This window comes from Chitinolyticbacter meiyuanensis (genome assembly GCF_008033135.1).
GTDB classification, from domain to species: Bacteria; Pseudomonadota; Gammaproteobacteria; order Burkholderiales; family Chitinibacteraceae; genus Chitinolyticbacter; species Chitinolyticbacter meiyuanensis.
This window is the reverse complement of sequence record NZ_CP041335.1, coordinates 1,296,169-1,308,079: the sequence shown is the minus strand read 5'-3', so window position 1 is coordinate 1,308,079 and position 11,911 is coordinate 1,296,169. Positions and strand designations below refer to the sequence as shown.

Sequence of the window (11,911 nt, the reverse complement as noted above, 5' to 3'; positions counted from 1 at the left end):
TCAAATACTGATTCAGCCCATGCCATTGATCAGCAGGGCAAGCTGCAGGCGGTCGTGTACGCCCAGTTTGCCGAATGCCGCCGTGAGATGGGCCTTCACCGTGCGCTCGGTGATATCGAGCTCGCGGGCAATCTGCTTGTTCGGCAGGCCGCGCGCTGCGCGCTCGGCCACATCTGCCTCGCGCGAGGAAAGCTGCGTACGCCAGCCAGCGGAAACGTTGGGTTGGGCCGCTTGCCGCAATGTGCCCAACAGGCGAGCCATGATTTCCGGCCCGATCCAGAATCCACCCGCTTCCACTGTCGCCAAAATCTGTCTCCAGTCTGACAACGAAGCATAAGCGTGTGCATAACCATGGAAACCGGCAGACAACGCCGCCACGTTTTGATCCGCGTGCGGCAGGCTGCTCGCAGCGATCAGCCGCAGGCGGTTGTTCCAGCTCAGCCAGCGCACATCAGACAAGGACGGCAAGCCGGGGCAATCGAGATCGCACAGCACCAGGGTGCGATCCGGCAGCGCATCGAGCAGTTGAACCGGATCGGCACTCAGCCTGGGTAGCACATCGGTAAGCCCACGCCAGTGCGCCAGCAGCGCAATATCTTGGGAAAGCAGCGTAATCGTCATCGCTCGGTCAATGCATTGGCCTTGGCGCGCAGCACCGGTTTCAACAGGTAGGAAAGAATGGTCTTCTTGCCGGTCAGAATGTCGACCTCCGCCACCATGCCGGGAATGATGCGATGCGCTTCATGCCCCAGGTAGCTGGTCTTGGTCCGCACCTTCACCACGTAGAAGGCATTGCCTTTTTCATCGGTGATGGTATCGGCGGAGATCTGCTCCAGCGTGGCTTCCAGCCCGCCATAGGTGGCGAAATCGTAGGCGGTGAACTTGACCAGCGCCGGCTGGCCCGGCCGCAGGAATGCGATGTCGCGCGGCTGGATGCGCGCTTCGAGCAGCAGTGCATCATCGGCAGGCACGATCTCGATCACATCCTTGCCTGGCTGGACCACGCCACCCTCGGTATTGACCAGCAAGCGCTGCACCGTGCCCTTCACCGGCGAGCGCACATCCGATTGCTTCACCCGGTCCGCCAGCGCCACCTTGCCTTCGGACAGGCTGGCGAGCTTGCCCAGCGTTTCCGAAAGCTCACTGCTGGCCTGGTTGCGGAATGCCAGCTCCACTTCCTGCTGCTTGCGGCTGGCTTCGCCGATGGCCGCCTGGATCCGGGGAATCTGTGCAGCAGCCGCATCTCGGTCACCACGGAAGCGGGCCAAGTCGCGCTCCAGGCGCAGCACTTCGACGTCGGATACCGCACCGCTCTTCAGCAGCGGCTTGGTCGCATCGAGCTCCTGGCGGGTGAGCTCATAGCTCTGGCTCGCCTGATCGCGCTTGGCACGCACCTCGTTCATTTCCTGGCTGCGTTGCGCCAGCTGCTGACGCGCCACGCCCAATGTGGCATCGAGTTCCGCCACGCGCGACTGATACAGTAGCCGTTCCTGCTCGACCAGATCCGGCGCCTGCTGGGACACCTCCGGCGGTACCTCGAACGCCTTGCCTGAAGCCAGCGCCTCCAAGCGTGCGGCCTTGGCCTTCAACGACAGGAACTGCGCCTGGTTTTCCCGCAAGGAGGAAACAAAGCGCGTCGGATCGATTTTCAGCAGCAATTGCCCCTTGGCGACCTGCTGGCCTTCGCGCACCAGGATTTCCTGCACCATGCCACCGTCGAGGCTTTGCACGATCTGGATCTGCCGCGACGGGATCACCTTGCCTTCGCCCCGGGTGACTTCATCGACCTTGGCCAGCGCCGCCCAGGCAAGCAACACCAACAAGGCTGCCGCAGCGAGCCAGACCAGGATGCGCGAACCGCGTGGGTTCTGCTGCACGATGGCCCAATCGGCATCGGCAATGAAATCGGAATCGGCAGCCGCCACATCGCGCCGTTCATTGGAGAACAGATAACGGTCGAACCACGCCGAGCTGGTTTCCAGCAGGCGCCCGGTCATTCGGCGCCAGATCACGAGCAGTTTGTTCATCATCCGCGCCCCACCTTGCCTTGTTGCAGCGCCTCAATCACCAGTGCCTTGGGGCCATCCGCCACTACGGTACCGCGATCGAGCACGATCAGCCGGTCGACGAGATCGAGCAGCGAGGTGCGGTGCGTGACCAGTAGCATGGTCTTGCCGGCGATCAATGCGCGTAGCTGTGTCTTCAGGCGCTCTTCGGATTGGTGATCCATCGAGCTGGTCGGCTCGTCCAGCAGCAGCATCGGCGGATCGTTCAGCAATGCGCGGGCAATCACCACGGCCTGGCGCTGACCACCGGACAACGACTCGCCGCGCTCGCCCACCGGCATGTCGAAGCCACGCGGGTGGGCATGGGCAAACTCGCTGACCCCCGCCACGGCGGCGGCGGCCAGCAGCATCGCATCGTCGGTGAACGGAGCACCCAAGGCGATGTTCTCGCGCAGCGTGCCGTAGAACAGCAGCGGTTCCTGCGGCACGTAGCCAATGGCATGGCGCAGTTCGGCCGGGTAGATCTGGCGCGTATCAATACCGTCGACCAGCACGGCGCCCTGGGTGGGGTGGTAGAGGCCGAGCAGCAATTTCTCGATCGTGGTCTTGCCCGAGCCGATCCGGCCGATGATGCCGACGCGCTCACCAGCCTTGATGCGGAACGAAACGTTGCGCAACACCTGCTGGCCGTCCTGGTAGCCGAAGCTCACCTCGCGGAACTCGATGTCACCCTTGAACTGTTTGCGGTGCAGGAAATTGGCGTCGTTGGGCAGCTCCACCGGCAAGGTCATCTGCGACTCGAGCCCGGCCAGCGAGGTGCGCGCGTTCTGGTACTGCATCATCACGCCAGCCACCTGTCCCAGCGGCGCCAGGGCACGGCCAGACAACATGGAGGCCGCGATGATCGCGCCCATCGAGATCTGCGCGTCAATCAATAGATAGACACCGACAATGACGGTGACCACATTGACCAGCTGCTGGATAAAGTTGGCGAAGTTCACCGTGGTGCTCGACAACAGCTTGAGCCGGCCCCCGATCTGCGCGATGAAAAGGCCGGCGCGTTCCCAGCGACGCTGGAAGTGGCTTTCCGAACAGGTCGCCTTGATCGCCTCGATGCCGACAAGGCTTTCCACCAGCGTGGCATTGCGCTGCGACGAGGCGCGCTGCGTCAGCTCCACCATCTCGTGCATCTTGTGCTGTGCAAGGTAGGTGAAGCCGATGATCAACAGCATGCCCACCAGCGGTGGCAGCAGGAACCACGGCGACAGCCAGATCAGCACCAACAGGAAGACGAATACGAACGGCAAGTCGATCAGCGTGGTGACGGACGCCGAAGCGATGAAATCGCGCACTGATTCGAAGGCACGCAGGTTGGCGGCAAACGCGCCAACCGACGCCGGCCGATATTCCATGCGGATACCGAGCACTCGCTCCATGATCAGCGCCGACAGCTTGACGTCGATGCGCTTGGACGCGACATCGACGATGTAGCCACGCACAGTGCGCAGCACGAAATCGAACAACAGGATCAGCAACGCGCCAATGGCAAGCACCCACAGCGTTTCGGTCGCATGGTTGGGCACCACGCGGTCATAGACATTCATCGAGAACAACGGCATCGCCAGCGCGAATACATTGATCAACAATGCTGCGAGCAATGTGTCGCGATAGAGCCGCCAGTTCTCGAACACCACACCCCAGAACCAGTGCCGCTCGCGGATCTTGCCCAGCTCCGGCGCACGCGCCTCGAAGCGGAAGCGTGGTCGCACGAAGATGGCCACGCCGCTGTAGCGCTGCTCCAGCTCGCGCCGGCTCATGTCCTCGGCCGTCTCGCCGCTTTCCGGGAAACGCACGCGCACCCGTTCGCCCGGCAGATGTTCCAGCAGCACGCAGGCCTGCCGGTCATCCAGCAGCAAGATCATCGGCATCAGCTGATCGGGCAGTTCAGCGAGCCCGCGCCGGACCACACGGGCGCTGAAGCCAGCGCGAGACGCAGCACGCGGCAACAGCGACGGCGTGATGCGCTGATCCACCAGTGGCAGGCCGGCGGACAGCGCCTCCCGCGTGGAGGGCGAACCATGGATGCGGGTCACTTCGACCAGACAATCGAGCAAGGGGTCGAAATGACCGTGGCGACCAGCCATTTGCCAGTCGGTATTGCGAGCCTGTTCAGTGCCCGTCATCGCTTGTTTCCATCCTGTGCCGCCCCTATTGCAAGGGCGATCTCCGCTTCGATCATGGCCGGCATTCTACCGTCCACTCCCAAAATTTAACCGCTCATACTCATGTGCACGGTTACACACGGGACTACGCCAGGCGCAAATCGTTCAGATCACGTCGTTGCCGCTCCCGAGCAAGGACGGGCCATTCAGCCGCTTGCGCAGCCTTTGTCGCGCCAGCAGCTTGGCCTGGGCCTGCGGCGGCAGATCGGTCAGCTTGAACACGTTCTTCTGGATCAGTACATCGATCAGATCCTCGATCACGCGCACGAACTCGATGTCGAGCTCACCGAACAGCGCCCGATCTTCGGCTTGGCCAAGAAAGGCCAGCACATCCGGGCTGGCGTGGGGCACGAATTCCTCGGCACCGGGATGCGGCTGCGCATACAGCGCTGTGATCTCGCCGCCGAGCCCGCGTTGGACGTAAGGCATAGTCAGCTCCGTGCTTGATTGTTGCCAATTTAGCACGCCACCTGAGTGATTTCAGCGCAAGCAGGCTCGCCTTGCCACAAAACAAAGTGCCTTGGCTGGAATCGGGACTACAACGTGGAATGGGGTATTGCAGGAGGGAAGTGGCGCGCCCGACAGGGATCGAACCTGTGACCTTCAGCTTCGGAAACTGACACTCTATCCAACTGAGCTACGAGCGCGTCAAGGGAGCGGATCATAGCGCGAATCGAACGGTGCGTCCATGCGCTGCTTTCTGGTGCAAGGCTTTGCCGGTATAATCCGCGCGGTTATCAGGCAAGGGGTTCCCACCCTTTGCATCAAATCCAAACAATGACTAGGGATGGCAGCATGAGCGGTTCCAATGTCGCTAGCGGCGCACAAAAAGTTGTAGGCATGATCGTGGCAGCGTTGATCGGTTTTCCGCTGCTTATTTTCCTGGTGGCCAAGCTGTTCACGTCCGGCAGTGGCGTCGATCTGGGCCTTGCCACCATGACAGGCGAGGCCATTTCGGCCCGGCTGCAACCGGTGGGCAGCGTGAAGGTCGTCGATGCGGCGGCCCCCGGCTCGCGCAGCGGCAAATCGGTGTATGAAGCCGTCTGTATGTCCTGTCATGACGCCGGCCTCGCCGGCGCCCCGAAGTTTGGCGACGCTGGTGCCTGGGGCGCCCGGATCGCGCAGGGCTACGACACGTTGTCCAAGCATGCCATCGGTGGCTTCAATGCCATGCCGGCCAAGGGCGGCGCTGCCGACCTGACCGACGATGAAGTGAAGCGTGCAGTGGCCTTCATGGCCAATGCCGCCGGTGCCAAGTTCGAGGAGCCCAAGGTTGCTGCGGCCGCAGGTGGCGCCATCGATCCGGCCACCAAGGGCAAGGAGATCTACGATTCCGTCTGCATGGCCTGCCACGCTGCCGGCATCTCGGGTGCGCCGAAATTCGGTGACAAGGCGGCTTGGGCGCCGCGCCTGAAGGACGGTATCGATGCCGCCGTCGCCATCGGCATCAAGGGTCTGAATGCCATGCCGCCCAAGGGTGGCTACCAGGGCTCCGATGAGGAGTTCAAGGCAGCAGCCCTCTATATGATCAACGCCGCCAAGTAAGGCCAAGCTGGATCATCAGAACGGGCGGCCCAGGCCGCCCGTTTCGTTTTCCGGGCCAACCAGCTCTTTCGGGTTTCCGCTGGGTCGCCTCTTTTCCGAGCCCGCAGGAGTATGCATGTCCAACTACTGGCTGGTGCTCGGCTTGGCCGTGTTCACCGAAATCGTCTGGGCGCTTTCGCTCAAATATGTGCAGTCCCACCCCAGCCCCTGGGTCATTGCGGGATCGGTGCTGCTGTCCTTTATCAATATGGCACTGTTGTCGTTCGCGATGCGCGGCATTCCCGCCGGTACTGCATACGCGATCTGGACCGGCCTTGGTGCGGTCGGCGTGACCATCGGCGGCATCATCTGGTTCGGCGATCCGCTAGGCATGGCGCGAGTGGCATTCTTGTCACTGATCGTCGTCGGCGTGGTGGGCTTGAAGGCCGTCAGCTGACACTGCAGTGATCAACAAAAAAGCCGGCGAATGCCGGCTTTTTTGTTGATCACTGACTCAAACGCCGTAGCGCTTGAACCAGGCCAGCATCTCCTTCCAGCCGTCCTGTGCCGCGGCGGCCAGGTAGCTGGGGCGGTAGTCGGCGTGAAAAGCATGGCCGGCTTCGTCGTAGACGTAGAACTGGCCAGTCTTGCGATTGCGCTTGAGCGCCTCGCGCATCTGCTCGACGGTGTCCAGCGGAATGCCCTGGTCCTTGCCCCCGTAGAGACCCAGCACCGGTGCCTGCAGCTTGCTGACCACGTCGATCGGATGCTTGGGGTTGTTGGCCGAGGCTTGCCCCACCAGCCGGCCATACCAGGCAGCGGCGGCCTTGAGCCTGGGGTTGTGCGCGGCATACAGCCAGGTGATGCGGCCCCCCCAGCAAAAGCCAGTGATTGCAACACGGTTGGCATCGCCGTGATTGGCAGTGGCCCAGGCCACGGTGGCATCCAGATCGGCCAGCACCTGCTCATCCGGCACCTTGGAGACCAGCTCGCTGATCAGCGTCTGCACGTCGCTGTACTTGGATGCATCGCCCTGGCGGAAGAACAGGTCCGGTGCGATGGCCAGATAGCCCTGCTTGGCCAGGCGTCGGCACACGTCCTGGATGTACTCGTGCACGCCGAAGATTTCCTGGATCACCAGCACAACCGGCAGCGCGGCGTCGGCTTGGTCGGGCTGGGCACGATAGGCCGGCAACGACACGTCGCCGCGCGGAATGTACACCGGGCCGGCGATCAGGCCCGCGGTATTGGTCTGGATGGCCGAGGCAGCCACCGGCTGGGTAGCCAGCGCAAAGCCGGCGGCCAGCGAACCGGTGAGGAAAGTGCGGCGGTCGGTGGTGAGCTGGGACAGGATGTCGTTCATCGTTCACTCCTTGGTCAGGGTGGTTCGAAAGACGCGTAAAGGCCGGCGCCAGTTCCGCATCAAAGGATTCGGCCGTTGATACTGCAAGCGCTTGCATCGCACTGGCAACAGGCATCCAATACACAGTAGCAATCCAGGCAAAAGAGGATGCCATGTACCTGGTCCGACTGGTCCATGCCTGCCACGCCACACGAGAGCTCTCCGAAGCGGATCACCTCGCCTACCTTGAGCAACGGCGACGGCTGTGCCAGGAAAACCATCTCACCGGCCTGTTGATCACCCAGTCCGGCAAGTATCTGGAGCTGCTGGAAGGCCCGCGCATGGCGGTGAACCAGGCCTACAACGGCGTAGTCCGCGCCAGCGGCTTTTGCAATGTGACTTTGCTGCACTTCGGCGATGCCCATGAGCGACTCTATACCGACTGGAGTGCCGGTTACCTCGATGACGATGCCCTCACCGTGCCAGTGCTGCTGCGCTTTGGCGTGAACGACAGCTTCCAGCCCGAGCGCATGAGCGGGGAAGCCGCGCTTGGCCTGCTGCGCGAGGCGGCGCTGTTGATTGAGGTGTGACGCATTGCACCACCGGCTTGGTGACTGCGATTGAAGCTGTTGTGGCCCTGCTATCTGCATCCGGAGCTCAAGCCAGGGTTGCTGACGAGTGACCGCGAAGGCCCTAGCCGCACCCGACGGCAGGCGGTGAGGAATCGAACAGCGAATGCCGCTGTTTCCACTTCAGACGTGCAGAAACCCGGCTTTGCCGGGTTCCAGGGCGTCGATGCTCGAGGCGAAAAACGACTCGGCTCAGAAGTCGTAGCCAATGCCCAGCGAGACGAGGACGTTCTCTTCGTCGTAGAAATCGATGTTGGAATCGAGTTCGCTCCAACCGACACGGGCAATCAGCGAGGTCTGCTTCCAGGAGAACGGCTCGGCATAGATATAGGCGAACGAGGCGCCCCACAGTGTGTCGTCGCGCTTCTTGTCGAATACTGGATGCGTGGCATCGTAATCGCGCTCGGTCCACTCCCCGGCGAACTGCAGCACATGGCGGCCGATCGAGTGGGTCAGCTCGAACTCGACGCCGACACGCTGGTTGGCCATGGCTTCGCCATCGGCGTTGTCATCGAGGTAGCGCAGCCGGGCATCGAGCGAGGTCTGCTCGCCCAGATCGAACCCATGGCCCAGCGACGCGTACAGCAGATCGCCTTCCCGGCGCAGTTGCGATTGCTGCACCGCACTGTATCCCTGCTCGCCGCTGCGCTCGACATCGAGCTTGCGCTCGCCATAGCCCAGCTCCAGGTTGAAGCCGGAACCGAGAATGGCATCGTAGTGCAGCATGGCGCCGGACACGGTCATGTCGGTCTCAACCCGGTCGACATTGAGCGCGAACGGGTCTTCCCACGCATCGCGCGCCGGCACACCCGGAATCAGGCCGATGCCCAGCCGCGAGCCATCGGGCAGGTAGTGGCGATAACCCGCTTCCATATAGAAGTTGTCCGCCATGCCGCCGAGCGCCGATTGAAAGTAGACCTCGCCGGTGAAGCCTTCGAAGCGATAAGCCAGATCCCACATCGGCAACACCAGCACCGTGTCGTCGCTCTGCGGCGCGCGGCCCAGCTCGGTGATGCGCTGGTTGCTGTCGGTATTGGACTGCGAGCGTTCCTGCGCCCAGCCCGCGTGCAGGCTCACGTTGCCCCGAAAGCCCGGTTCGGGCACCTGGTCCGCCCAGGCGGCAGGGATAAGCAGGCAGGACATCAGGACGGTGTGCGAGCGCAACTGCATGGGAACCTCCATGGGATCGGAGGCCCGAGCTTAACGCAATCTTGTTTTCAGTCCGGCTACGTGCCGATGCCTACCCGATAGACGTGAAAGTTTAAGGAAAGCTAATATCGCATTCCATCATCATGTCGCACCTCGTCTTTGGCTTCCGGTCAGATTTCCTCGACCCGGTGGCACGCCACCAGCCGGCCCTCGAAGGGTCTCAGCGGCGGGGCCTCAGCCCGGCAACGCTCGGCAGCAAACGGGCAGCGCGTATGGAAAGCGCAGCCGGTCGGCGGATTGAGCGGCGACGGCAACTCGCCCACCAGCTTGAGCTTGATCTGCCGGTCTTCCTTATGGATGGCCGGCGTGGCCGACATCAGCGCACGGGTGTATGGATGCAGTGGCCGCGCGAACACAGCGGCCTTGTCGCCGTATTCCACGGTGCTGCCGAAGTACATCACCATCACCTCGTCCGCCACGTGCTCGACCACGGCCAGGTTGTGGCTGATGAACACATACGCAGTCCCGAGCTCGTCCTGCAGATCCATGAACAGGTTGAGGATCTGTGCCTGGATCGACACATCCAGCGCGGAGGTCGGCTCATCCGCCACCACGATGCGTGGCTGCAGCATCATGGCACGGGCAACGGCGATGCGCTGGCGCTGCCCGCCGGAGAACATGTGCGGATAGCGGTGGTAGTGCTCCGGGCGCAGGCCGACCTTGGCCATCATCGCGCGCACCTTCCCCTCCCGCTCCACCGCGCTCAAAGTCGTATTCAGCCGCAACGGCTCGGCCAGCATCGCGCCCACCTGCTTGCGCGGATTCAGCGACGCATAGGGATTCTGGAACACCATCTGCACCGTCGGCCGCAGCGTACGCAACTGGTCGCGACTGGCACCGGCGATCTCGATTCCACCGATCTGCAGGCTGCCGCCGCTGGGCTCCTCGATCAGCGTAAGTTGGCGCGCCAGTGTCGATTTTCCCGAGCCTGATTCGCCGACCACCGCCAGCGTACGACCATGGGCAAGCTCGAACGACACATCGTTCAACGCCTTCACCGTGGCCTGGCCCTTGAACAGTTCGCGCGACACGGTGTAATGGCGCGACAGCGCACGGGCGATCATCACGGGCGTATCAGGCATGACAGCGTCGGTGGTAGGCAGCGGGTGATCAGCCATGGCTGGGCCTCCCGGCATCGTCGAGCGCGAAGAAGCAACGGGCACTGCCATTGGCAGTGGCGGCCAGCGAAGGATGCTCGCGGTGGCAGACCGGCTGCACGTAAGGGCAGCGCGGGCTCAGCAAACAGCCATTGGGCCGGTCATACAACCCGGGCACCACGCCGGGCAGCGTGGCGAGCCGCTCAGCGCCCTTGCTGTGTTCCGGAATCGAGGCCAGCAGCGCCTGCGTATACGGATGGCGCGGCGTATTGAAGATGTCCGGCACCGGGCTTTGCTCGACCACTTCGCCGGCGTACATCACCACCACCCGCTGCGCCACCTCGGCCACCACGGCCAGGTCGTGCGTGATCAGGATCAGCCCCATGTCGTTCTGTCGCTGCAGATTGACCAGCAGCTCCATGATCTGCGCCTGCACGGTGACATCGAGCGCAGTGGTCGGCTCGTCGGCAATCAGCAGCTTGGGGTTACAGGCGATCGCCATCGCGATCATCACCCGCTGGCTCATGCCGCCCGAGAGCTGGTGCGGATACGCCGAGTAACGCGCCTTGGCATCGGGAATCTCGACCATGTCGAGCAGCGCCAGCGCCCGTTGCCGCGCGGCGCGGCGCGACATCCCGAGATGCAGCTTCAGCGTTTCGGCCAGCTGGGCACCCACGGTATAAGCCGGGTTCAGGCTGGTAAGCGCATCCTGGAAGATCATCGCCACGTCGGCACCGACAATGCGGCGCAGCTGGCGCGGCTTGGCACGCAGCAGGTCCTGGCCGTTGAACTGCAGCGCATCGGCACGCACTACGCCCGGCGCATCGATCAGGCCCATCAGCGCCAGCATGGTCACGCTCTTGCCCGAGCCCGACTCGCCAACGATGCCGACGATCTCGCCCTTGTCCACCGACAGGTCGACACCGGACACGGCGCGGAAGGCGCCGAAGCTCACATTGAGGTTGCGGATATGCAGCAGGCTCATCGCTCACCCTTTCTTCAGCTTGGGGTCGAGCGCATCACGCAGGCCGTCCCCCATCAGGTTGAGCGCCAGCACCGTCACCAGAATGGCCAGGCCCGGCATGGTCACCACCCACCAGGCGCTCTGGATGTACTCGCGCGCGGTGGCCAGCATGGTGCCCCATTCGGGCAGCGGCGGCGGCGCGCCCAGGCCGAGAAAGCCGAGCGCGGCCGCATCGAGGATGGCGGAGGAAAAACCCAGCGTCGCCTGCACGATCAGCGGCGCCATGCAGTTGGGCAGCACGGTGTCGAACATCAGTCGCAGCGTACCGGCGCCGGCCAACCGGCTGGCGATCACGTAATCCTTGGAGCGCTCGGTCATCGCCGCCGCGCGCGCCAGCCGCACATAAGATGGCAGACCGACGATGGCGATGGCCAGCACGGTGTTGCCCAGGCCCGGCCCGAGCACCGCGACGATGGCAATCGCCAGCAGCAGCGAGGGTAGCGCCAGCATGATGTCCATCAGCCGCATGATGGTGGTACCGAGCGCGCCGGGACGGAACGCCGCCACCAGCCCGAGCACCACGCCGGGAATCAGCGACAGCAGCACCGAGGTGAAGCCGATCATCAGCGAGAGCCTCGCGCCGTGCAGCAGGCGTGACAGGATGTCGCGCCCGGCCTCGTCGGTGCCGAGCACGAAGCGCCAGCTGCCGCCGTCGGACCAGGCCGGCGGCGCCAGCAACGCGTCGCGGTACTGCTCGGTCGGCGAATGCGGTGCCAGCCACGGCGCCAGCAATGCCACCAGCACCAGCAGCGCGAAATAGCCGAGCGCGACGGTGGCGCCCGTGTTCTCGCGAAACGCGCGCCAGAAGGCCTTCAACGGCGATGGATAGACCGGCGAGGCGGTCGCGACGGTGCTCAT

The 11,911-nt window shown here is 63.5% G+C and carries 12 protein-coding genes and 1 tRNA gene; 3 read left to right on the top strand and 10 right to left on the bottom strand.

Going from position 1 to position 11,911, the window contains the following annotated elements:
- Positions 1–12: 12 nt before the first annotated feature.
- From FLM21_RS06335 to FLM21_RS06315, 5 genes are all read right to left on the bottom strand, one after another.
- Positions 13–621, bottom strand: coding sequence for a response regulator transcription factor (locus tag FLM21_RS06335; protein ID WP_148714753.1), 609 nt, complete (start codon positions 619–621; stop codon positions 13–15).
- Positions 618–2,030 carry an HlyD family type I secretion periplasmic adaptor subunit gene (locus FLM21_RS06330; RefSeq protein ID WP_148714752.1) on the bottom strand — a complete coding sequence of 471 codons (1,413 nt, stop codon included), beginning with the start codon at positions 2,028–2,030 and terminating at the stop codon, positions 618–620. The genes FLM21_RS06335 and FLM21_RS06330 overlap by 4 nt, the downstream gene beginning before the upstream one ends.
- Entirely contained in the window at positions 2,027–4,189 is a 2,163-nt protein-coding gene (locus FLM21_RS06325; protein ID WP_148714751.1) for a type I secretion system permease/ATPase, read from the bottom strand. Before FLM21_RS06325 ends, FLM21_RS06330 begins: the two co-directional genes overlap by 4 nt.
- A gap of 144 nt (positions 4,190–4,333) precedes the next feature.
- Complete coding sequence (locus FLM21_RS06320; protein ID WP_148714750.1) at positions 4,334–4,657, bottom strand: hypothetical protein; 324 nt, start codon at positions 4,655–4,657, stop codon at positions 4,334–4,336.
- A 141-nt stretch (positions 4,658–4,798) separates the two neighbouring features.
- Positions 4,799–4,875 (bottom strand) — tRNA-Arg (locus FLM21_RS06315).
- A gap of 148 nt (positions 4,876–5,023) precedes the next feature.
- Here FLM21_RS06315 and FLM21_RS06310 point away from each other — a divergent pair.
- Entirely contained in the window at positions 5,024–5,773 is a 750-nt protein-coding gene (locus tag FLM21_RS06310) for a c-type cytochrome (RefSeq protein WP_148714749.1), read from the top strand.
- A 115-nt stretch (positions 5,774–5,888) separates the two neighbouring features.
- Positions 5,889–6,209, top strand: coding sequence for a DMT family transporter (locus FLM21_RS06305; protein ID WP_148714748.1), 321 nt, complete (start codon positions 5,889–5,891; stop codon positions 6,207–6,209).
- Positions 6,210–6,266: 57 nt separating this feature from the next.
- On the opposite strand, the gene FLM21_RS06300 is transcribed toward FLM21_RS06305, so the two are convergent.
- Entirely contained in the window at positions 6,267–7,115 is an 849-nt protein-coding gene (locus FLM21_RS06300) for a dienelactone hydrolase family protein (RefSeq protein WP_148714747.1), read from the bottom strand.
- A 152-nt stretch (positions 7,116–7,267) separates the two neighbouring features.
- On the opposite strand from FLM21_RS06300, the gene FLM21_RS06295 reads away from it, so the two are divergent.
- A complete protein-coding gene (locus FLM21_RS06295; protein WP_148714746.1) occupies positions 7,268–7,684 on the top strand; it encodes a BLUF domain-containing protein in 417 nt (138 codons plus the stop codon).
- A 231-nt stretch (positions 7,685–7,915) separates the two neighbouring features.
- Here FLM21_RS06295 and FLM21_RS06290 read toward each other — a convergent pair whose 3' ends face one another.
- The 4 genes from FLM21_RS06290 to FLM21_RS06275 form a co-directional block, all read right to left on the bottom strand.
- The gene (locus tag FLM21_RS06290; protein WP_187360111.1) at positions 7,916–8,893 is read right to left on the bottom strand and encodes a DUF2860 family protein; all 978 of its coding nucleotides are present in this window, start codon (positions 8,891–8,893) and stop codon (positions 7,916–7,918) included.
- Positions 8,894–9,042: 149 nt separating this feature from the next.
- Positions 9,043–10,050, bottom strand: a complete 1,008-nt coding sequence (locus FLM21_RS06285) for a peptide ABC transporter ATP-binding protein (protein WP_281284966.1) — start codon at positions 10,048–10,050, stop codon at positions 9,043–9,045.
- A complete protein-coding gene (locus FLM21_RS06280; protein ID WP_148714744.1) occupies positions 10,043–11,014 on the bottom strand; it encodes an ABC transporter ATP-binding protein in 972 nt (323 codons plus the stop codon). The genes FLM21_RS06285 and FLM21_RS06280 overlap by 8 nt, the downstream gene beginning before the upstream one ends.
- Before the next feature lie 3 nt (positions 11,015–11,017).
- The gene (locus FLM21_RS06275) at positions 11,018–11,911 is read right to left on the bottom strand and encodes an ABC transporter permease subunit (RefSeq protein WP_246120833.1); all 894 of its coding nucleotides are present in this window, start codon (positions 11,909–11,911) and stop codon (positions 11,018–11,020) included.